Below are 21,052 nucleotides of genomic sequence, written 5' to 3' on the forward strand. Positions count from 1 at the left end.
ATGCTCAAGATCATCGCCCTGACGGCCAGCCTGCTCTACGCCGGCAGCTATACGGACGGCACGTCGAAGGGCGTATACGCCTTCCGCTTCGACGAGCAGACCGGCGCCCTGACGCCCCTGGGCCTCGCTGCCGAGACGCCGCAACCGGCCCACGTCTGGATCGCCCCGAACGGCAAGACGCTCTACGCCGTGAACTGGCAGACGCCGGGCGGCATCAGCGCCTTCCGCATCGCGCCCGGTGGCAAGCTGACCCTGCTGGGGCGCGTCCCGTCGAACGGCGACAAGCCCAACCAAGTCGTGCTCGACCCCACCGGCAAGATCGCCGCCACGGTCAACTACACGACCGGCAACTTGGTGGCCTATCGCGTGCTGCCGGACGGCAAGCTGTCCGACCCAATCTATGCCGACCAACACGTCGCGCGGGTTGGCTCGCCCCACGCTCACGGCATCATCTTCACGAAGGACAGCCGGCACATGTTCGTCGCCGAACTGGGGCTGGACCGCGTCTACAGCTACGAGGTCGATCCCGCGAAGGGGATGATCGTCCCGGCCGCCACGCCGTTCGTCAGCGTCCACGCCGGGGCCGGCCCGCGCCGCCTGCAACTGTCGCCGGACGGCCGCCACCTCTACGTCAATCACGAGACCGACGGCGAGGTCAGCGTCTTCGAGGTCCACGGCTCGGACCTCAAGGAAGTCCAGACCGCCCCGACCCTGCCGGCCGGCGTCACGGTCGCCAACAAGACCGCCGAGATCGTCATCGATCAGACCGGCCGCCACCTCTATGTCGGCAACCGCGGCCACGACACCATCGCCGTGTTCGACATCGCCAAGGATGGCCGCCTGACCCTGGCCGCCAACGTCCCGGCCGGCGGCAAGACGCCCCGCAACCTGCGCTTCGACCCGACCGGCCGCTTCCTGCTCTCGGCGAACGAAGGCGACGGCAGCATCACCGTGTTCAAGGTCGATGCGAAGACCGGCAGCCTGACCCTGACGCCGTTCTCAGCCAAGCTGGACACACCCGGCGGCCTCTACTTCCTGGCGCCGAAGCGATGAGGAGCCTGGTCCTCGCGCTCACCCTGCTGGCCTCGACCGCCCATGCCGAGCAGCAGACCTGGCGCTTCGACAACCTCAAGCGCATCGGCGACCACCCCGTCACGGTCGAGGGTGCGCCAAAGCTGGTCGACAGCCCGGTCGGCAAGGCTCTGGCCTTCGACGGCGCCCATGACAGCGTGCTGATCGACGGCCGGCCGCTGGTCGGGGCCAAGGCCTTCACCGCCGAGGTGGTGATCCGCCCCGACGGCGGCGCCTTCGCGCAACGGCTGCTGCATATAGCCGAGACCGATCCGAAGACCGGCCTCGACGTCCCGGTCACCGGCCCCGACCACACCCCGCGCCTGATGTTCGAGGTCCGGGTGACCGACAAGGGCTGGGCGCTCGACACCTACGCCACCAGCGCCAGCGGCAACCGGCCGCTGCTGTTCATGGACAAGCTGCACCCGCTGGGCCGCTGGTCGGTCGTCACCCAGACCTATGACGGCCAGACCTACCGCGCCTATGTCGACGGCGTGCTGCAGGGCGAGGGGCCGCTGGCCTTCACGCCCCACGGTCCCGGCCACGTGCGGGCCGGGGCGCGAATGAACCGGATCGACTACTTCAAGGGCGCGATCGCCCTGGCCCGCTTCACTGACCGCGCGCTGAAGCCGGAGGAGTTCCTGAAGGTCCCCGAGAGCGGCGACTGGCCGAGCTGGGGCCGCGACATCGGCGGGGCGCGCTACTCGCCGCTGACCCAGATCACGCCGGCCAATGTCGCGGGCCTGAAGCTGGCCTGGACCTACCACATGGACCCGGCGCCCAACGCCCAAGGCGAGGGGTTCAAGCCGTTCTCGACCGCCACGCCGCTGGTCGCCGACGGGCGGATGTACCTGGGCACGCCCTACCACCGCGTCGTGGCCCTGGATCCCGCGACCGGCAAGGAGATCTGGGCCCACGAACTGGCCGATCGCGACCAGCCGGCCCTGCGTGGCGTCGGTTACTGGCCCGGCGACAAGGACCACGGCCCGCGCGTCATCGTCTCGACGCTCCGTGGGCGGATCGTAGCGCTGGACGCCCGCACCGGCCAGCCCTGCCCCGACTTCGGCAAGGACGGTGTGGTCGACACCAAGACCCCCGAGATCATGAACAGCGTGGCCGGCGGCTTCTACAGCTACTCGGCGCCGCCGATCATCTTCGAGAACCTGGCGATCCTGGGCTCCAAGCTGCAGGAATATCCCGGCAAAGGTCCGGCCGGCGACGCCCGCGCCTGGGACGTCGTCACCGGCAAGCTGGTCTGGACCTTCCACTCGGTGCCGCGCGAAGGCGAGAAGTTCCAGGACACCTGGGAAGGCGACAGCTGGAAGCAGCGCTCGGGCGTCAACATGTGGAACATGCCGACGATCGACGCCGAGCGGGGCGTCGCCTACCTGCTGTTCAGCGCCCCCAGCTCCGACCGCTACGGCGGCGACCACAAGGGCAGCAACCTGTTCGGCAACGCCTTGGTCGCGGTCGACGCCCGCACCGGCAAGTACCTGTGGCACTTCCAGACCGTGCATCACGACGTCTGGGACTACGACCTGGCCACGCCCCCGACCCTGCTGACGGTGATGAAGGACGGCAAGGCCATCCCGGCCGTGGTGGCGATGAACAAGACAGCCCTCCTTTTCCTGCTCAACCGCGAGACCGGCGAGCCGATCTACCCCGTCGAGGAACGCCCCGTGCCGCCGTCGTCGGTCGCCGCCGAGAAGGCCTGGCCGACCCAGCCTTTCCCGGTGAAGCCCGGCATCATCACCCGCATGGACTTCGCCATGACGGACCTAGCCAACATCACGCCGGAGCACACGGCCGCCTGCCAGGCGATGATCGACAAGGGCCACGCGGTCGGCAGCGTGATGTTCGAGCCCCTGCGCGCCGACAAGCCGATCATCCGCTTCCCGGGCTCGGCCGGCGGACCGGAATGGGGCGGCGGGGCCTTCGACCCGACGCTGGGGCTCTACATCTTCAACAGCAACCAGCTGGGCAATATCGAGAAGCTGGTGGCCAACGACACCAACGAGATGAGCGTCGTCTCCGAACGCTTCCGCGACCGCGAGACCCGCAGCCCCTGCCAGAAGCCGCCGTGGGGCGAACTGATCGCCGTCGACGTCAACACCGGGACGGTCGCCTGGCGTTCGATCCTGGGCGTCACCGACGTCTTCCCGAAGGACAAGCAGGCCACCGGCCGTCCGGGCAACGCCGGCCCGATCCTGACCGCCGGCGGCGTGATCTTCGTCGGCGGCACCGACGACCACCGCTTCCGCGCCTATGAGACCAGGACCGGCCGCGAGCTGTGGACCCAGGTGCTGGACTACTCGGCCCACGCCAACCCGATCACCTACCTGGGCGCCGACGGCCGCCAGTACGTGGCCATCGTCGCCACCGGCGGCTCGTATCTCTCCAGCCCCAGCGGCGGCGACAGCCTGCTGGTCTACGCGCTGCCGAAATAAGCGCGTAACTTTCCGGTGCGTCGCTGCGTATCTGACTACGGGCGGCGAAACGGAGATTGGCGATGACGACGCGTAGAGACTTTCTGGCCACCGGGGCTTTTGCCGGCCTGGGCCTGGCCGCCTTCGGCGCGCGGGCCGAGACCTTCGAGGTCACCCGCAGCGACGCCGAGTGGAAGCGCATGCTGCCGCCGGACTCCTATGAGGTCCTGCGCCACGCCCGCACCGAACGCGCCGGCACCAGCCCGCTGGACAAGAACTACAAGAAGGGCACGTACAGCTGCCGCGGCTGCGACCTGCCGCTGTATTCATCGACCACCAAGTTCGACAGCGGCACCGGCTGGCCCAGCTTCTGGCAGTCCCTGCCCAACGCCGTCGCCAAGAGCGCCGGCGGCAGCATCATGTGGGGCACCGAAGTCCACTGCCGCCGCTGCGGCGGGCACCTGGGCCACGTGTTCAATGACGGTCCCAAGCCGACCGGCCTGCGCTACTGCATGAACGGCGTCGCCCTGACCTTCAAGGCCGCTTAAGGTCCCCCAAATGATCCTGTTCCTGCTGGCCTATCTGGGCGGCGTGCTGACCATCGTCAGCCCGTGCATCCTGCCGATCCTGCCGTTCGTGTTCGCGCGGGCCGACAAGCCGTTCGTGCGCAGCGGCCTGCCGATGCTGGCCGGCATGGCCGTGACCTTCGCCCTGGTCGCCACCCTTGCGGCGGTCGGCGGCGGCTGGGCCGTGCACGTCAACCAGTACGGCCGCTGGTTCGCCCTGGCGCTGATGGCCTTCTTCGGCCTGACCCTGTTGATCCCCAGCCTGGCCGACCGCCTGACCCGGCCGCTGGTCGCCCTGGGCGGCCGGCTGTCGCAGCGCGCTGACCGTGACGAGAGCTTCGCGGCCTCGCTGCTGCTGGGCGTCGCCACCGGCCTGCTGTGGGCCCCGTGCGCGGGCCCTGTGCTGGGCCTGATCCTGACGGGCGCGGCGCTGCAAGGCGCCAACGCCCAGACCACCCTGCTGCTGGTCGCCTTCGCGGCCGGCGCGGCGACCTCGCTGGGCCTGGCCCTGCTGGTCGGCGGCAAGGTGTTCACGGCCATGAAGCGTTCGCTGGGCGCCAGCGAGTGGATTCGGCGCGGCGTCGGGGCGGTGATCCTGGTCGCCGTCGCCGCCATCGCGCTCGGCGTCGACACCGGCTTCCTGACCCGCGTCTCGCAGACCAGCACCGCGACGCTGGAGCAGGGCCTGGTCAACAAGCTGCATCCCCAGCAGGAGTCCGTCCTGCTGCCCGCCGCCGGCGACGCCATGAGCGGCAGCCCCGCCATGATGGCCGCCAACCCGGCGATGATGAGCGCCAATCCCGCCATGATGTCCGCAGGCGGCGCTCCAGGCGGCGCGATGATGATGCGCGCCAAGCCTGGTGAAGGCCCTGCTCTCCCCGTCGAAGGCGCCGCCCCGCCGCTGGACGGCGCGGTGACCTGGCTGAACTCCCCGCCCCTGACCCTGGCCCAGCTGAAGGGCAAGGTCGTGGTCGTCGACTTCTGGACCTACAGCTGCATCAACTGCCTGCGTTCGATCCCCTACGTCCGCGCCTGGGCGGAGAAGTACAAGGACCAGGGCCTGGTGGTGATCGGCGTCCACGCGCCGGAGTTCGCCTTCGAGAAGGACGTCAAGAACGTCCGCAAGGCCGTCGCCGACCTGAAGATCGGCTACCCCGTCGCGGTCGACAACAACTACGCGATCTGGCGCGCGTTCGGGAACCAGTACTGGCCGGCCCACTACTTCATCGACGCCAACGGCCAGGTCCGCCACCACCACTTCGGCGAGGGCGGCTACGACCAGTCCGAACGGGTGATCCAGCAGCTGCTGGCCGAGGCCGGTAGTTCTAAGGGTGGTGGGGCCAAGGTCGCCAGCGGCCTGGTCGCCGTCAACGCCACGGGCGCGCAAGCCGCCTCGGACGGCAAGGACGTCAACTCGCCCGAGACCTATGTCGGCTACGACCGCGCCGAGAACTTCGCCTCGACCGGCGGCGCGGCGCGCGATGCGCGCCACGTCTACGCCCTGGGCGGACCGCTGAAGCTCAACGCCTGGGGCCTGGCCGGCGACTGGACGATCGGCAAGGAGCAGGCCGGCCTGAACGCGGCCGGCGGCAAGATCGCCTACCGCTTCCACGCCCGCGACCTGCACCTGGTGCTGGGTCCGGCGGCCAACGGGGCGAAGGTCCGCTACCGCGTGACCATCGACGGCAAGCCGCCCGGCGACGACCACGGCATGGACACCGACGCGGCCGGCAACGGCGTGATCACCGGCCAGCGGCTCTACCAGCTGGTCCGGCAGAAGGGCGCGATCGGCGACCGGACCTTCGAGATCCAGTTCCTGGACGCCGGCGCCCAGGCCTACGCCTTCACGTTCGGGTAAAGCGCCACTGGGTTTCCGACGACCAGACCTGGCCCGGGTCGAGCCGGGTCGTCGGGAACGCCGGACGGTTGGGGCTGTCGGGGAAGTGCTGGGTCTCCAGCGCGACCCCGCCCTCACGCCCGAACCGCTCGCCGGCCTGGCCGGAGAGATCGGGCAGATAGCCGGCGCTGTAGACCTGTAGACCCGGCTCGGTGGTCCAGACCTCGAGCAGCCGGCCCGAAGCGGACAGCCGGGCGGCCAGTCGGGGCGCGTCGGTGACCCCGCCCGGCAGGACGTAGTTGTGGTTCAGGCCGCGTGAGCCGGCCAAGTCCGGATGGTCGAGGATCTCGCCCAAGCAGCGCGGCTCGCGCAGATCCAGCGGACCGCCGGCCACCAGCGCCACCTCGCCGGTCGGGATGCAGGCGGTATCGGTGGGCGTGAAGGCGCCGGCCAGCACTTCCAGCACGTGCTCACGGATCGTCGCGGCGCCGTCGAGATTGAAATAGGGATGGGCCGTCAGGTTGACGTGGGTCGGCCGGTCCGTCTCGGCCCGGTAGCGGGCGGCCAGGGTGTTGGCTTCGGGCGTGACGACGAACTCGACCGTGGCCCGCAGCGTCCCCGGAAAGCCCTGGTCGCCGTCGGGACTGATCAGCGACAGCCGCACGCCGATCTCGCCGTCCAGCGGCTCTATAGCCCAGACCGCCTGGTCGAAGCCACGCGGGCCGCCGTGCAGTTGGTTCTCGCCCTCGTTGGCGACCAGCGGGTAGTCGCGGCCATCCAGCGTGAACCGCGCCCCGCCGATGCGGTTAGCGTAACGGCCGACGGTCGCTCCGAAATAGGGCCCAGCCGCGCGATAGGTCGGCGCCAGGTAGTCGGCGAGATGTTCGAAGCCGAGGCTCACCTCGCCCAGCTGGCCATCGCGATCGGGCGCGCGGACGCCAACGACCGTCGCGCCGAAGTCGCTGATCCGGGCCTCAAAACCATTGGCGTTGCGCAGGGTCGCCAGCCGGACGGGCGAGCCGTCTTCCAGCGTCCCCCAGCGCCTGATCTCGACGCTCACAGCTTGGCCAGGCGTCCGCCGTCGACCTCCAGCGCCGCGCCGCTGACAAAGCGGGCGTCGTCCGAGGCCAGGAACAGCACCGGTCCGGCCACGTCGTCGGGCTGGCCGACATCGCCAGGCTCCAACACCTCGGCGCCATTGGCGAGGTTGGGGCTGGACCACAGCATCGGGGTGTCGATGGCGCCGGGCATGACGGCGTTGACGCGCAGGCCCTTGGCCTTGCCCTCGATCGCGGCCGTGCGGGTCAGGCTGAGCATCGCCGCCTTGGCCGCCGCGTAGGGGGCGACGTCCGGACTGGTCTGGCGGGCGTGGATCGAGGCGACATTGACCACCGCCCCGCCCGGCCCCATGCGCCGGAACGCCTCGCCGGTGAAGAAGGCCGCGCCCAGCAGGTTGACGTCCAGCAGGCGGCGCCAGTCCGCGCCGGTGAGTTCGGCGATCGGCTTGTAGATCATCATGCCGGCGACGTTCACGACCGCCCGCAGGTCCCCATGAGCGTCCATCGATTGCTCGACGGCGGACGCCACGGCGGCCTCGTCGCCGATGTCGCAGGCCACCGACAGCACGCCGGTCGCGCCCAGGCTTCGCAGCTCCTCGGCGACCGCGCCGTCATCGGCTTTCAGGTCCACAAGGGTCAGGCGCGCGCCCTCGGCGGCGAAGCGGCGGGCGACGGCCAGGCCGATGCCGCCCAGCGCGCCGGTGACGATGACGCCGCGATCTTGAAAGCGCTGGGTCATGCCTTGGCCGTCCCGAACTTCAGGAAGCCCGGCGACTGGCGCAGGCGGTCGAACAGCACGGCCGCCAGCAGGATCCCGCCGCGCACCACGAACTGGTAGAAGGTCGGCACGTCCAGCAGGTTCAGAGCGTTCTGGGCCGCGCCCATGATCAGCACGCCGACGATCACGCCGATCACCGTGGCCACGCCGCCCGACAGCGAGACGCCGCCCAGCACGCAGGCCGAGATCACGGCCAGCTCCAGGCCCTGGCTGGTGTTGGGTTGGCCGCTGGTGATGCGCGCCGCCAGGACGATGCCGGCCAGACCCGCCGCGAGACCCTGCAGCACGAAGACGATGACCCGCACGCGGTTGACCGGCACGCCGGCCAGGCGCGCGGCCTCGGGATTGCCGCCGATCGCCAGGACGTTACGGCCGAACACCATGCGGTTCAGCACCACGGCGAAGACCACGAAGCCCAGCACGGCGATCCAGATCGGATAGTTGATGCCCAGGAACGCGCCCGAGCCCAGCTGATAGAAGCGCTCGACAGGGATCGACACCGCCTCGCCGCCCGAGGCCAGGAACGCCAGGCCGCGCACGATCTCCATGGTCGCCAGGGTGACGATCAGCGAATTGACCTGGAAGCGGGCGACGACGAAGCCGTTGACGAAGCCCACGGCCGCGCCGGCCGCCAGGCCCGCCAGCACGCCGGCCGCGACGCTGCCCGTGCTGGACATCACCACCGCGCACAGCACCCCGGCCAGGGCCGTGGTCGAGCCGACGGAGAGGTCGACCTCACGCAGGGCCAGGACCAGCATCATGGTCGGGGCGATGGTCGCCACCAGGGTCACCGACAGGATCAGGCCGCGCATGTTCCGCAGGCCCAGGAAGTCGGGGACGAACACCGACAGCAGCACGAACAGCACCGCCAGCATCAGCAGGGGTCCGGCGGCGCTGAAGCGGCGCAGGAAGGACAGGTTGGAATTTCCCATGGTCATGCTTTCGGACAATCAGTGGGCCGCGCCGGCCGCATCGGGCAGGGCCAGGCGCAGGAGCAATTCGGAGGTGGCCTCGGAGCGGTCGACGACCCCGGCGATCGCGCCCTCGCGCATCACCACGATGCGATCGGCCACGCCCATCACCTCGGGCATATCGCTGGAGACGAACAGCACGGTCTTGCCGGCCTCGGCCAGGCGATAGATGTGGCCGTAGATCTCGCTGCGGGCCCCGACGTCGATGCCGCGCGTCGGCTCGTCCATCAGCAGGATCTCGCTATCGGCCGCCAGCCAGCGGGCGATGACCGCCTTCTGCTGGTTGCCGCCCGACAGGGTGCCGATCGGCGTCTCGGCCGAGGCGGTCTTGACCCGCATCAGGGCGATCAGGTCCTGGGCCGTCTTCGCCTCGGCCCCGCCGCTCAGGAACGCGGCCTCGCCGGAGCCCAGGTTGCGGGTGGCCACGGCGATGTTCTCGCGCACGGCGGCCAGCGGGAAGATGCCCTCGCCCTTGCGGTCTTCCGGGCACAGGGCCAGGCCGGCGGCGATGGCGTCGCGAGGGCCCTTGAAGACCGCCGACTTGCCGTTCACCCGCAAGCGACCACTGGTCGGGGTCTCGGCGCCGTAAAGCAGCCGGAACAGCTCCGAACGTCCCGCCCCGACAAGGCCGAAGAAGCCCAGGATTTCGCCGCGCCGGGCGGCGAACGCCACCGGCTGGCGCAGGCCCGGACCCAGCAGCGCCTCGGCGGCGATCGTCTCCTCGCCCAGCGGACGGGCGCGGTAGTCGTAGATGTCGGTGATGGTGCGGCCGGCCATGGCGGCGATCAGCTTGGTCTGGTCGACCTCGCCCATGGACAGGTAGTCGACGACGTGCCGGCCGTCGCGCAGGACGGTGACGCTGTCGCTCAGCGCGAACACCTCCTCCATGCGGTGGCTGACATAGAGGATGGCGCGCCCTTCGGCCTTCAGATCACGGATGATCCGCATCAGGGTTTCGGTCTCGCGGGCGCTGAGCGAGCTGGTCGGCTCGTCGAAGGCGATAACGCGCGCGTCGCGCAGCAGGGCCTTGCCGATCTCGATCATCTGCCGCTTGCCGATCGACAAGGACCGGACCGGGGCGTCGGGGTCGATGTCCTCGCCCAGACGCTGCAGGATCTCGGCGGCCTTGGCGCGCAGGGCCTTACGGTCGACGAAGCCGCCGCGTCCGGGGAAGGCGCCCAGCATCAGGTTCTCGGCGACGCTGAGGTCGGGGGCCAGGTGCAGTTCCTGGTGGATGATCGCCACGCCGGCGGCGGCGCTGTCGCGCGGTCCGGCGAAGGCGCGGGCCTGGCCATCGACCTTCACGGTCCCGCTGTCGGGATGGTACTCGCCGGCCAGGATCTTCAGCAGGGTCGACTTGCCGGCCCCGTTCTCGCCCATCAGGGCGCGGATCTCGCCGGCCGCGACCGAGAAGCTGACGTCGGCGAGCGCGACGACGCCGGGAAAGGTCTTGCCGACGCCTTCGTAGGACAGGAGGGCCATCACGCCGCCTCCGCCGCCAGCAGCTGACGGAAATTGGTCCGGGTCATCATGATGCCCGAGGTCAGGGTGATCGCCGGCGGCTTCACGCCCTTGGTGATCCAGTCGAACATGGCCGAGGACGTATCGTAGCCGTGGCGACGGGGGCTGAGCAGCACCGAGCCGTAGAAGCCCGTGGGCTTGGCCTTTTGGAACTCGGCGTCGGCCGTGCCAGACCCACCGATGCCGACGCCGATCACGGAGTCGGCGGTCAGGTTCAGGCCCTCGGCCGCGCGGACGCCGCCCAGCACGGTCTCGTCGTTCAGGCCGACGATGATCCAGTGGCGCAGCTCCGGCTTGCGGATCAGCACCGGCGAGGCGGCGGTGAAGCCGCCCTCGGTATCGGTGGTGCGCTGTGGGGCGTCGACGATGTTGGCGGCCGGCAGGCCGGCGGCGATCAGGGCCTCGCGGGCCCCGAAGGTGCGCTCGCGGGCGGTCTCCAGGCTGTCATAGGCGAGGCGCAGGACGCCCGTCTGCGCGATCGGCCAGCCGCGACGGCGGGCCTCCGCTAGCGCCTCGTCGCCGGCCATGCGCCCGATGGCGCGGGCCGAGATGCCGACGTGCGGCACTGAGGCGATGGGTTGGCCGCGCGGGCCGATCAGGCGGTCGTCGACCGACATCACCTTCAGGTCGTTGACCTTGGCCCGCTCGACGATGGCCGTGCCCAGGCGCGGGTCCGGCGTGCAGATCACGAAGCCCTTGGCGTCCTTGGCCGCCAGGTTGTCGATCGCCGTCAGCACCCGGTCGCCGTCGGTCGCGCCGATGCGGATCAGGTTGAAGCCGCGATCATGGGCGGCCTGGCCGGCGAACTTCCACTCGTTCTGGAACCACTGTTCCTCGGGCTGCTTGACGATGAATCCGATGCGGACCTTGCCGTCGCTCTGGCGGCAGCCGCTGAGCGCGGGCAGCGCCAGGGCCGCCGCGCCGAGGATCAGGCCGCGCCGCCCGATCACCATTCGCGCACGCTGCCGTCTTCGCCGCGCCAGATCGGATTGCGCCAGGTCGGCGCGTCCTTGGCGGCCTCGCGGACCATGTCCTCGTCGATCTCGACGCCCAGGCCGGGCCCCTGAAGGGCGGCCACCATGCCGTCGCGCACGTCGAACACCTCCGGATTGCGCATGTAGCTCAGGAGGTCATGGCCGACATTGTAGTGGATGCCCAGGGACATTTCCTGGATCACGAAGTTGGGCGTGGTCAGGGCCAGCTGCATGCAGGCGCCCAGGGCCAGCGGGCCCAGCGGACAGTGCGGGGCCACGGCCACGTCATAGGCCTCGGCCATGGCGGCGATGCGCCGGCACTCCGACAGGCCGCCGGCGTGGCTGAGGTCGGGCTGGATCACGTCGACCGCGCCGGCCTCGAAGAACGGCTTGAAGTCCCAGCGGCTATAGAGGCGCTCACCCAGCGCGATCGGCACGCTGGTCAGGCGCGACAGCTGGAGGATGGCCTCGGGGTTTTCCGACAGCAGCGGCTCTTCCAGGAACAGCGGCTGGAAGCCTTCCAGGGCGCGGGCCAACTGCTTGGCCATCGGCTTGTGCAGGCGGCCGTGGAAGTCGAGGGCGACGTCCAGGCCCAGGGCCTTGACCGCCGCCACGCGCTCCAACGCCTCGTCGAACTTGCGGGTGCTGTCCAACCAGCCGATCTCGCCGGTGGCGTTCATCTTCACGGCCTTGAAGCCCTGGGCGATGCGGGCCTTGGCGGCGGTGACCACCTCGTCGGGACGGTCGCCGCCGATCCAGGCGTAGACCGGCACACGGTCACGGACCAGGCCGCCCAGCAGACGCCAGACCGGCACGCCAAGACGGCGGCCCTTCAGGTCCCACAGGGCCTGGTCCAGACCCGACAGGGCCGACATCAGCACCGGGCCGCCACGGTAGAAACCACCGCGATAGGCGACCTGCCAGACGTCCTCGATATTGTCGGCGTCGGCGCCGATGAAGCGTTCGCGCAGCGAGGCGAAGGCGCCCGCGACGGCTTCCGAGTGCCCCTCCAGGCTGGACTCGCCCCAGCCGACCGCGCCGTCCTGGGTCTCGATCCGGACGAACAGCCAGCGCGGCGGCACCATGAAGGTCTCGATGCGAGCGATGCGGTTGGCGGGCGCACCGGCGCCGACGAACCCTCCGAAACGATCATCCATCGTGACGTTCCGCCATGGCAAAGGCGCAGCGCGGGGAAGACCGCATAGACATAGCTCCCGAATGGTCCTTGCCCGGTGTTTCACGGGACGTTGCCTCATGGTTATGCCGGCCCGACTGGCGGCGTCAAACGTTTTATCATATTAATCTTCGAATATGGACAGCCGGGGTTTCGCCCCCTACGGTTGCGCTGGAATTTGGAAGCCCGTGATGACCGCCTACGCCATCGTCGACCGTCCCGACCGCGACTTGCTGGGCGAAGGCCCGCTGTGGTCGGCGCGCGACAACGCGCTGTACTGGGTCGACATCAAGGCGCCCCGTATCAACCGCCTGGACCTGGCCAGCGGCGCGGTGCGGACCTGGTCGATGCCCGAGGCGATCGGGTGGCTGATCGAGCGGCGCGGCACGCCGGGCGGCTTCATCGCCGGGCTCAAGAGTGGCTTCGCGGCGCTGACCCTGGATCCGCTGATGATCGACCGTTTCGGCGACCCCGAGGCCCACCTGCCCGACACGCGGATGAACGACGCCAAGGCCGACGCGCGCGGCCGCATCTGGGCCGGTTCGATGGACGAGCGCGGCGAGGCTCAGCCGATCGGCGCCCTGCGGCGACTAGACACGGATTTCACGTGGCGCGAGGTCGACACCGGCTACCACATCGCCAACGGCCCGACCTTCAGCCCCGACCAGAGCGTGCTCTATCACGCCGACAGCGCCCAGCAGGTCGTCTACGCCTACGACGTCGAAGAAGCGGGAACGCTGGCCAACAAGCGCGTCTTCGTGCAGTTCGAGGGCGACATGGGCTATCCCGACGGCATGACCACCGACGCCGAGGGCGGCGTCTGGATCGCCGCCTGGGGTGGCGGCCGGGTCAACCGCTTCACGCCGGAGGGTAAGCTGGACCGCTTCATCGCCCTGCCCGCGTCACAGATCACCAGCTGCGCCTTCGCCGGGCCAGACCTGGACCGCCTGTTCGTGACCTCGGCCGCCATGGGCCAGGACAATGAGCCCCACGCCGGGGCTTTGTTCGAAGTTGACGCCGGGGTGCGCGGCCTGCCGCCCGGCCAGTTTGGAGGCTAAGCGTATGACCGCCTGGACCGACGTCCTCGAGACCCTGCCCCTGGTGGCGATCCTGCGCGGCCTGACGCCCGACGAGTCGGTCGAGGTCGGCGAGGCCCTGGTCGCCGCCGGCTTCCGCTGCCTGGAAGTGCCGCTGAACTCGCCCGATCCGCTGGTCAGCATCCGCCGGCTGCGCGACGCCCTGGGCGACCGCGCGATCGTCGGGGCCGGCACCGTGCTGACGCCCCAGGCGGTGCGCGACGTCGCCGGGGCCGGCGGCCAGATCATCATCTCGCCCAACACCGATGTGGCGGTAATCAGCGAGGCCAAGGCCGCGGACCTGATCTCGTTCCCGGCCTTCTACACGCCCAGCGAGGCCTTCACGGCCATCGCCGCCGGGGCCGACGCCCTGAAGCTGTTCCCAGCCGAGACCGCCGGCCCCGCCATGCTGAAGGCGATGAAGGCGGTGCTGCCGAAGACCACGCCGGTCTTCCCGGTCGGCGGCGTCGAGCCCGGCAATGTCGCGACCTGGCGCGCGGCCGGAGCCAATGGCTTTGGCCTGGGCTCCGGGCTCTACAAGCCGGGCCGCTCGGCCGCCGAGGTCGGCGAGATCGCCAAGACCTATGTCGCCGCCTGGAAGGCCAGCGCCTGATGATCGCGTTTGGAGATTGGGGCACCAGCCGCCTGCGCCTCGGGCTTTACGACGGCGAGACCCTTCTCGAGTCGGTCGAAGGCCCCGGCATCGGCGCGCTGACCGTCTCGGCGGCCGAGACCCTGCTGGGCGCGGTCGCCAGCTGGCGCGAGCGCTTCGGCCTCACGCGCGTGGTGCTGGCCGGCATGGCCGGTTCGCGCACCGGCGTGGTCGAGGCCCCCTATGCCGAGTGCCCCGCCGGCGTCGACGACTGGGCCCGCAAGGCCGCCAGCGTGACCCTGGACGGCCTCTCGATCGAGGTCGCGCCCGGCGTGGCCGGGACCGCCCCCAGCGGCGCGCCGGACGTCATGCGCGGCGAGGAGACCCAGGTGTTCGGGGCCCTGGCCCTGCATCCCGACCTGGCCGAAGGCGAGCAGGTGTTCGTGCTGCCCGGCACCCACGGCAAGTGGTGCCAGGTGCGCGATGGCCGCATCGTGGGCTTCCAGACCTTCCTGACCGGCGAGCTCTTCGCCCTGCTCTCGACCCGCTCCAGCCTGCTGCTGGGCGCGGACACCGCCGAGAACCCCGAGCACGAGGCCGCCGGCTTCGCCCATGGCCTGGAGCGCGCGCGCGGCGGACATCTGCTGAGCGCCCTGTTCGAGGCCCGCAGCGCCCAGCTGCGCGAGTGTCGGACCGGCGCCTGGGCGCGCGGCTTCCTGTCGGGCCTGACGATCGGGACCGAGGCCGCCGAGGGCGCCGCCGCCTTCAAGGCTCAGCGCGTGATCCTGGTCGGGGCCAGCGCTCTGACCGAGCGCTACGCCGCCGTGCTGAGCGCTCAATCCGTTGAGACTATCGCCCTCGGCGGCGAAGTCTGCGTGCTGGCTGGCCTCAAACGCTTCGCCCTGACCCAACGTCAGGCGTGAGCCAATCCAAGTAATCTGTTGCGAGGCCCAGGCAAATTTGACAGCACTGACCTCATGAAAGCCTCTGACGCCATGGACCGCAGCGCGCTCGGGCGCAACCTGACTTTTGGGCTTCTGGACGTGATCGGGCGGGCCATCGTCACGGGCGCCTATGACGGCCGCCCGTTCCCGATCGAAGCCGAGCTGTCCAAGGAACACTCCGTCAGCCGCTCGGTGACGCGCGAGGCGGTGAAGATGCTGGCCGCCAAGGGCCTGCTGACCGCGCGGCCGCGCCAGGGCACGATCATCACCCCGCCGTCGGCCTGGAACTGGTTCGACACCGACGTGCTGCGCTGGCTGCTGGAACGCAAGTTCTCGCTAAGCCTGCTGCGCCAGTTCACCGAGCTGCGCCTGAGCATCGAGCCGGGCGCCGCCGCCCTGGCCGCCGAGGCCGCCCGCCCCGAGGGCATCGCCCTGATCCAGGCCGGCTATGACCGGATGGAAGCGGCCGACCACGGTGACGACGACCCGCTGTCGTCGGACATCGCCTTCCACGTCTCGATCCTGGAGGCGTCGGGTAACCCGTTCTACGCCCAGTTCCGCGACGTGGTGGCCACGGCCCTGCGCACCTCGATCCAGTTCACCAACCGCTATCGCGGCCGCAGCGCCAGCCTGCCGGGCCACAAGGCCGTGCTGGACGCCATCATCGCCCGCGACCCGGCGACGGCCAGCGCCACGATGCGCGTGCTGATCGCCGACGTCATGCTGCTGATCAAGGAAGCCAGCGAGAGCCAGCCCGAGGACTAGCTCCCTCTCTCCGATCCGGAACGTCAAAAACCCGTCGGCCTCGCGGCCGGCGGGTTTTGTTTTGCCCGTTGCGCTCCGGACAAAAAAAGACCGGACGCCGAAGGATGAGATCGGCGCCCGGTCGCAGGAGGGAGGATAGAGGGGTCGTCGGTTAGAAGGTGGCGCGCACCCCGACGGAGACGCGGCGGCCCGTGTCGTCCATCTGGATCAGGCGCTCCTCGTAGATCGAGTAGCTGCGGTTGTGCTTGTTGGTCAGGTTGATGACCTCGGTGAACACCGCGAAGTTCTTGTTGATCTTGTAGCTGCCGCTCAGGTCGTACTGGCCGTAGGCGTCGACGTTCTCGGGCTGGCCGTTCGCGCCGAAGGTGCGGCGCAGGAACTTGTCACGCCAGTTGTAGGCGCCGCGCATCTGGATCGGGCCCTTCTCGTAGAACACCACCAGGTTGGCCGAGTCCGACAGGCCCTCGACGTTGAACGTCTGGGTGCTGAGCGACGGGTCGAAGCTGATGTTGCTCTTGACCTTGGTGTAGTTGGCCGACGCGCCCAGGCCGTCGAACGGCGCGGGCAGGAAGTCGAACGTGTACTGCACCGCCGCTTCGAAGCCGTAGATCTTGGCGTCCTGGGCGTTGGTCGGGCGGGTGTCGAGGAACTGGTAGCCGAAGAACGTGACCGGCGTCGTCACCTGCGAGACGAAGTTGGACACCTTCTTGTAGAAGCCGGCGACGCTGATGTAGCTGGCGTCGCTGATGAACCAGTCGAGGCCCGCGTCGCCGTTCCACGACAGGTACGGCTTCAGGTCCGGGTTGCCGCCGCTGACCGTGTTCGACTGCGGCGGGCGGAAGTCATACGACCGCGACAGCGACAGGTTGGACAGGGTCGGACGCGTCAGGGTGCGCGAACCGGCGACGCGGAAGACCACGTCGTCGCTGATGTTGTAGCGGAACGAGGCCGACGGCAGGAGATAGCCGTACTTGTTGTCGGCCGTGACCGGCACCGGCGGGCTGTAGGCCGCGTCGGCCGAGGTCGGGTCGCTGGGGCGCGGCGTGATCGAGATCAGCTGACGCGAATTGCCCTCGGCGTGCAGGTCCGTTCTGATGTAGCGCAGGCCCGCGACGCCCGACCAGGCATGGCCGCTGAGGTCGCCGCCGAAGTCGGCCTGGGCGTAGACCGCGAAGCTCTTCTCCTCGACCGAGCCCGAACCCTGCGGGTTGTAGACCGGGTTGAGGCTGTTGCCGTTGCCGGCGAACACGGCGCGGAACGCGGCCGCGGCGGCCGGGTCGTTGCGCTGGTTGATCGCAGCGTCGCTGCCCCAGTACTGGACCAGCTTCTTCACGTCGTAGTCCAGCCAGCTCATGCTGGGGCCACCCAGGATGCTGCCGGCGTTGAACACGCTGGTCAGCGAGGCCGGGACCGAGGCCAGGTAGCCGCAGTAGAAGCAGCCCAGAGGATCGGGCGAGGTCAGCGAGACGATGTTCTTCTTACGGAACGTCGCCAGGCCGCCCAGCTTGATGTCCTTCAGCACGCCGTCGAAGTCGTGCTTGAAGTCGATATTGGCCTGCGAGACCGCGTCCTTCACGCTGCCACCGCGCTCGGCGCAGCAGTGCAGGCGCAGGTTGGTGGCGTCCGTGGTCGACAGCACGTTGGCCATCGACGGCAGGCCGCCCGGGTTCAGGCTGAAGGTCGGGGTCAGGCCGGTGTTGCGCGAGCCCAGCACGTAGAACACCGACTTGTTGCCGTCGGTGGCCTGCGAGTGCGAGATGTCGACATCCAGGGTCGAACGATCCGACGGCGTGTAGTGGGCGTTGATCGCCAGCTGATAGGTCTTGGCGTCGCGCGGGCTGTCGAAGACGATCTGGTCGGTGGCTAGGTTGCCCGCGGCGCTGCGGGTGAACTTGGTGACCGTCTTGTTGGCGTTGGCCTCGGCGGCGATCGTGTCGCCCGGGTCGGTGTAGTAGCCGATCTGGTTCGAGCGCGATTTCACCCGGAACTGGGTGTAGAGGCCGTCAAAGCCCAGCTTCAGCTTGTCGTTGACCCACCAGTCGAACGCCATCGTGCCGCCCATGCGCTCGCGATGGTTCTGCTCGACCGTGGTGTTGAACGTGCGGGGCATGGCCACATTGGCCATGTCGATGATGCCGTCCTTGTTGAAGTCGAGGTTCTGGCCCGCGATCCAGCCACCCGTGTTGACGTTGGTCAGGCGCGACTCGCGCTTGTCGTACACCAGGCTGATCAGGCCGCCGAAGGTGCGGTCCTCGTTGGTGTCGCTGAGCACCATCGAGACGACGGGCGTGGCCTTGTCGGTGGTGCTGTCGATCTTGGCGGCCGTGCTGCCGGCGAAGTGGAAGCCCGGGCGGTCCAGCGGACGGGCGGTGCGGATGATGACGGTCGAGCCGATGCCGCCTTCCTGCTGCACGGCGTCGGAGGACTTGTAGACCTCGGCGCCGCTGATCAGTTCGGAAGCGAGAATGTCGAAGCTGAACTCGCGGCCGCCGTTCTCGGTGGCCAGCAGGCGGTTGTTCAGCAGCACGGTGTTGAACTCGGGACCGAAGCCCCGGACCGTGATGAACTTGCCTTCGCCGCCGCTGCGGTCGATCGAGACACCGGTGATGCGCTGCAGCGATTCGGCGACGTTCTGGTCAGGGAATTTGCCGATGTCCTCGGCGGCGATGGAGTCGACGACGCCGACCTGGGCGCGCTTCAGGTCCAGCGCCTTGGAGAGACTGGCCCGGGTGCCGGTGACGACGACTTCTTCCACCGTTGAGCTGTCATTGGCCGGCGCGGAAGGAGCGGTCTGGGCCAGGACAGGCGATGCGAGGAACAGGGTGAAAGCGCTGGCGCTGCACAGCAGCAGGCCGCCGGAGCGGCGATAGGCTTGTGTCATTTCTCTCCCCAGAGACTGCGGGTTTTTATCGTGGCGCACGTGTTTGTTTTGGTGCGTTGAAGCGTCTATCTCATAAATCAGATAAATCTGAAATAGGGAAAATTGAGGGCGCGATCACGGCGTTCCGCCAACGCTCCGATTGACGGCGACGCTAAAAGCCGATTTATCAGACAAATAAAGAAAACGAGGAAACCGCAGGATGTCGACCCTGAAGCTGGACAGAAGACTGATGTGCCTTGGCCTGCTGGCCGGGGCCGCGGGATGGTCGTCTGCGGCCGCCTCCACGGCGCGCTATGACGACAAGACCAAGGTCTTCCGCCTGGACGGCGGCGACGTCACCTATGCCTTCGGCGTCAACGCCCAGGGCCAGGTGCAGTCGCTCTATTGGGGCGGCCGCCTGGCCGATGGCGACTCGCCGGGCCTGCCGGTCAGCCTGCGCGACCACTCCTCGGTCGACCTCTCCACCTCGGTCACGCCGCAGGAATTCCCCGCGCAAGGCGGTGGCATGTTCGTCGAGCCGGCGATCAAGGTCAGCTGGCCCGACGGCGTCCGCGACGTGGTGCTGAAATACGTCTCGCACCGGGTCACCGACCAGGGCCTCTCCGTCCGCCTGAAGGACATCGAGCGCGAGCTCTATGTCGAGCTGCGTTACGTGATGGATCCCGAGACCGGCATCCTGGGCCGCTCGGCCGTGGTCGAGAACCGCGCCAAGACGCCGGTGCGCATCGAGCAGCTGGCCGCCGCCGCCCTGACCCTGCCGGTCGAGACCGACTACCGCTTGCACTACCTGACCGGCCGCTGGGCCGCCGAGTGGACCGTGCAGACCCGACCCGTCAGCCCCGGCTCGACCGTCATCGAGAGCCGCCGCGGCGACACCGGCCACCAGAACAATCCCTGGATCGCCATCGACCGCGACGGCCACTCCGACGAGGAGACCGGCCCCGTGTGGTTCGGCGCCCTGGCCTGGAGCGGCTCGTGGCGGATCACCGTCGACCAGGACACCTTGGGCAAGGCCCGCATCGTCGGCGGCTTCAACCCATTCGACTTCGGCTATCGCCTGCAGCCCGGCCAGACCCTGGAATCGCCGGTGTTCTACGCCGGCTATAGCGGCCACGGCATGGGCGGCGCCTCGCGCCTGATGCACCGCTTCCAGCGCGGGAAGATCCTGCCCGGCGGCGACAAGGCCCCGCTGCGGCCGGTGCTCTACAACAGCTGGGAAGCCACCGAGTTCAAGGTCGACGCGCCCGGCCAGATCGCCCTGGCCGAGAAGGCCGCGACCATCGGCGTCGAGCGCTTCGTCATGGACGACGGCTGGTTCGGCGCGCGCAACAACGACAAGGCGGGCCTGGGCGACTGGACCGTCAACCGCACCAAGTTCCCGGATGGCCTGGGGCCGCTGATCGACAAGGTCAAGAGCCTGGGCATGGAGTTTGGCCTGTGGGTCGAGCCCGAGATGGTCAATCCCGACAGTGACCTCTACCGGGCCCACCCCGACTGGGCGATCAACTTCCCCACCCGTCCGCGCACGCAGGGCCGCAACCAGCTGATGCTGAACCTGGCCCGCAAGGACGTCCGCGATCACCTGCTGAAGGTGCTGGACGAGCTGGTCAGCCAGAACGACATCGCCTTCCTGAAGTGGGACCACAATCGCAACTGGTCCGAGCCGGGCTGGCCCGAACAGCCGGTCGAAGACCAGCAGAAAATCTATGTGGAGTTCGTCCGCAATCTCTACTGGATCATCGCCGAGCTGCGTCGTCGTCACCCGAAGCTGGAGATCGAGACCTGCGCCGGCGGCGGCGGTCGCGTCGACCTGGGCATCCTGGCCCTGACCGACCAGGCCTGGCCGTCCGACAACACCGACCCCTATGACCGCCTGACCATCCAGGACGGCTACAGCCACGCCTATGCCCCGGCCACCATGATGTGCTGGGTCACGGACTCGCCCAACTGGGTCAACAAGCGCACCACCTCGCTGGAATACCGCTTCCTGTCGTCGATGCAGGGCGGCCTGGGCATCGGCGCCAACCTCAACCACTGGCAGGACGAGGACTTCGCCACCGCCAAGAAGCTGGTCGCCGAGTACAAGACCATCCGCAAGACCGTGCAGCGCGGCGACCTCTACCGGCTGATCTCGCCGCGCGACGGTTCGGAACGCTCGGCCACCCTGTCGGTGTCGCCCGACCGCAAGCAGGCGGTGCTGTTCGCCTTCGTCCACTCGACGACCAAGCTGGATCCCCTGCCCCGCATCCAGCTACGCGGCCTGGATCCGAAGGCGACCTATACCCTGCGCGCCATGGCGGGCGCGGCCGATCCGGCCACCCCGGCCAAGGCCAGCGGCGCCTACTGGATGGAGTACGGCGTCGACGTCGCCCTGCGCGGCGACTTCCAGGCCGCCGGCTTCGTGCTGGAAGCCTGACC

The 21,052-nt window shown here is 69.2% G+C and carries 16 protein-coding genes; 9 read left to right on the top strand and 7 right to left on the bottom strand.

All coding sequences use genetic code 11. The features are described 5' to 3' along the window. From AC07NI_RS21080 to AC07NI_RS21095, 4 genes are all read left to right on the top strand, one after another. Complete coding sequence (locus tag AC07NI_RS21080) at positions 1–1,053, top strand: lactonase family protein (protein WP_494622743.1); 1,053 nt, start codon at positions 1–3, stop codon at positions 1,051–1,053. After that, positions 1,050–3,518 carry an outer membrane protein assembly factor BamB family protein gene (locus AC07NI_RS21085; protein ID WP_494622745.1) on the top strand — a complete coding sequence of 823 codons (2,469 nt, stop codon included), beginning with the start codon at positions 1,050–1,052 and terminating at the stop codon, positions 3,516–3,518. Before AC07NI_RS21080 ends, AC07NI_RS21085 begins: the two co-directional genes overlap by 4 nt. A gap of 62 nt (positions 3,519–3,580) precedes the next feature. Next, entirely contained in the window at positions 3,581–4,045 is a 465-nt protein-coding gene (msrB, locus tag AC07NI_RS21090; RefSeq protein ID WP_494622747.1) for a peptide-methionine (R)-S-oxide reductase MsrB, read from the top strand. Between the two features lie 10 nt (positions 4,046–4,055). Next, the gene (locus tag AC07NI_RS21095) at positions 4,056–5,921 is read left to right on the top strand and encodes a cytochrome c biogenesis protein DipZ (protein WP_494622749.1); all 1,866 of its coding nucleotides are present in this window, start codon (positions 4,056–4,058) and stop codon (positions 5,919–5,921) included. Here AC07NI_RS21095 and AC07NI_RS21100 read toward each other — a convergent pair. From AC07NI_RS21100 to dgoD, 6 genes are read right to left on the bottom strand one after another with little or no spacing between them, the layout of a single operon-like run. Then, a complete protein-coding gene (locus tag AC07NI_RS21100; protein WP_494622751.1) occupies positions 5,908–6,960 on the bottom strand; it encodes an aldose epimerase family protein in 1,053 nt (350 codons plus the stop codon). The two genes, AC07NI_RS21095 and AC07NI_RS21100, sit on opposite strands and share 14 nt — an antisense overlap. Beyond that, positions 6,957–7,697, bottom strand: coding sequence for an SDR family NAD(P)-dependent oxidoreductase (locus AC07NI_RS21105; RefSeq protein ID WP_494622753.1), 741 nt, complete (start codon positions 7,695–7,697; stop codon positions 6,957–6,959). The genes AC07NI_RS21100 and AC07NI_RS21105 overlap by 4 nt, the downstream gene beginning before the upstream one ends. Then, on the bottom strand, positions 7,694–8,674 hold the full coding sequence (araH, locus tag AC07NI_RS21110) for an L-arabinose ABC transporter permease AraH (RefSeq protein WP_494622755.1): 981 nt from the start codon (positions 8,672–8,674) through the stop codon (positions 7,694–7,696). The genes AC07NI_RS21105 and araH overlap by 4 nt, the downstream gene beginning before the upstream one ends. A 12-nt stretch (positions 8,675–8,686) precedes the next feature. Further along, a complete protein-coding gene (gene araG, locus AC07NI_RS21115) occupies positions 8,687–10,189 on the bottom strand; it encodes an L-arabinose ABC transporter ATP-binding protein AraG (RefSeq protein ID WP_494622757.1) in 1,503 nt (500 codons plus the stop codon). Continuing rightward, entirely contained in the window at positions 10,189–11,181 is a 993-nt protein-coding gene (locus AC07NI_RS21120) for a substrate-binding domain-containing protein (protein WP_494622759.1), read from the bottom strand. Before AC07NI_RS21120 ends, araG begins: the two co-directional genes overlap by 1 nt. Continuing rightward, positions 11,175–12,359 carry a galactonate dehydratase gene (dgoD, locus tag AC07NI_RS21125; protein ID WP_494622761.1) on the bottom strand — a complete coding sequence of 395 codons (1,185 nt, stop codon included), beginning with the start codon at positions 12,357–12,359 and terminating at the stop codon, positions 11,175–11,177. Before dgoD ends, AC07NI_RS21120 begins: the two co-directional genes overlap by 7 nt. 208 nt (positions 12,360–12,567) lie before the next feature. On the opposite strand from dgoD, the gene AC07NI_RS21130 reads away from it, so the two are divergent. From AC07NI_RS21130 to AC07NI_RS21145, 4 genes are read left to right on the top strand one after another with little or no spacing between them, the layout of a single operon-like run. Continuing rightward, positions 12,568–13,434, top strand: coding sequence for an SMP-30/gluconolactonase/LRE family protein (locus AC07NI_RS21130; protein WP_494622763.1), 867 nt, complete (start codon positions 12,568–12,570; stop codon positions 13,432–13,434). A gap of 4 nt (positions 13,435–13,438) precedes the next feature. Beyond that, complete coding sequence (locus tag AC07NI_RS21135) at positions 13,439–14,065, top strand: 2-dehydro-3-deoxy-6-phosphogalactonate aldolase (RefSeq protein WP_494622765.1); 627 nt, start codon at positions 13,439–13,441, stop codon at positions 14,063–14,065. Continuing rightward, positions 14,065–14,967 carry a 2-dehydro-3-deoxygalactonokinase gene (locus tag AC07NI_RS21140; protein ID WP_494622766.1) on the top strand — a complete coding sequence of 301 codons (903 nt, stop codon included), beginning with the start codon at positions 14,065–14,067 and terminating at the stop codon, positions 14,965–14,967. Before AC07NI_RS21135 ends, AC07NI_RS21140 begins: the two co-directional genes overlap by 1 nt. A 54-nt stretch (positions 14,968–15,021) precedes the next feature. Further along, positions 15,022–15,753 (top strand): FadR/GntR family transcriptional regulator, encoded by a 732-nt coding sequence (locus tag AC07NI_RS21145; RefSeq protein WP_494622768.1) that lies wholly within the window; start codon positions 15,022–15,024, stop codon positions 15,751–15,753. Between the two features lie 151 nt (positions 15,754–15,904). Here AC07NI_RS21145 and AC07NI_RS21150 read toward each other — a convergent pair whose 3' ends face one another. Next, the gene (locus AC07NI_RS21150; protein ID WP_494622770.1) at positions 15,905–18,634 is read right to left on the bottom strand and encodes a TonB-dependent receptor; all 2,730 of its coding nucleotides are present in this window, start codon (positions 18,632–18,634) and stop codon (positions 15,905–15,907) included. Between the two features lie 199 nt (positions 18,635–18,833). Between AC07NI_RS21150 and AC07NI_RS21155 the strand changes: the two genes are divergently transcribed. Next, on the top strand, positions 18,834–21,050 hold the full coding sequence (locus AC07NI_RS21155) for an alpha-galactosidase (RefSeq protein WP_494622772.1): 2,217 nt from the start codon (positions 18,834–18,836) through the stop codon (positions 21,048–21,050). Positions 21,051–21,052 lie beyond the last annotated feature (2 nt).

The sequence above is a fragment of the Caulobacter sp. GW821-FHT10E02 genome, from assembly GCF_059415225.1.

Coding starts and splice junctions, on each gene's coding strand:
- araG (WP_494622757.1), bottom strand. CDS start 10,189: ATGGCCCTCCTGTCCTACGAAGGCGTCGGCAAGACCTTTCCCGGCGTC.
- AC07NI_RS21130 (WP_494622763.1), top strand. CDS start 12,568: ATGACCGCCTACGCCATCGTCGACCGTCCCGACCGCGACTTGCTGGGC.
- AC07NI_RS21105 (WP_494622753.1), bottom strand. CDS start 7,697: ATGACCCAGCGCTTTCAAGATCGCGGCGTCATCGTCACCGGCGCGCTG.
- AC07NI_RS21120 (WP_494622759.1), bottom strand. CDS start 11,181: ATGGTGATCGGGCGGCGCGGCCTGATCCTCGGCGCGGCGGCCCTGGCG.
- AC07NI_RS21145 (WP_494622768.1), top strand. CDS start 15,022: ATGAAAGCCTCTGACGCCATGGACCGCAGCGCGCTCGGGCGCAACCTG.
- AC07NI_RS21140 (WP_494622766.1), top strand. CDS start 14,065: ATGATCGCGTTTGGAGATTGGGGCACCAGCCGCCTGCGCCTCGGGCTT.
- AC07NI_RS21080 (WP_494622743.1), top strand. CDS start 1: ATGCTCAAGATCATCGCCCTGACGGCCAGCCTGCTCTACGCCGGCAGC.
- AC07NI_RS21150 (WP_494622770.1), bottom strand. CDS start 18,634: ATGACACAAGCCTATCGCCGCTCCGGCGGCCTGCTGCTGTGCAGCGCC.
- AC07NI_RS21095 (WP_494622749.1), top strand. CDS start 4,056: ATGATCCTGTTCCTGCTGGCCTATCTGGGCGGCGTGCTGACCATCGTC.
- AC07NI_RS21155 (WP_494622772.1), top strand. CDS start 18,834: ATGTCGACCCTGAAGCTGGACAGAAGACTGATGTGCCTTGGCCTGCTG.
- AC07NI_RS21135 (WP_494622765.1), top strand. CDS start 13,439: ATGACCGCCTGGACCGACGTCCTCGAGACCCTGCCCCTGGTGGCGATC.
- AC07NI_RS21085 (WP_494622745.1), top strand. CDS start 1,050: ATGAGGAGCCTGGTCCTCGCGCTCACCCTGCTGGCCTCGACCGCCCAT.
- msrB (WP_494622747.1), top strand. CDS start 3,581: ATGACGACGCGTAGAGACTTTCTGGCCACCGGGGCTTTTGCCGGCCTG.
- dgoD (WP_494622761.1), bottom strand. CDS start 12,359: ATGGATGATCGTTTCGGAGGGTTCGTCGGCGCCGGTGCGCCCGCCAAC.
- araH (WP_494622755.1), bottom strand. CDS start 8,674: ATGACCATGGGAAATTCCAACCTGTCCTTCCTGCGCCGCTTCAGCGCC.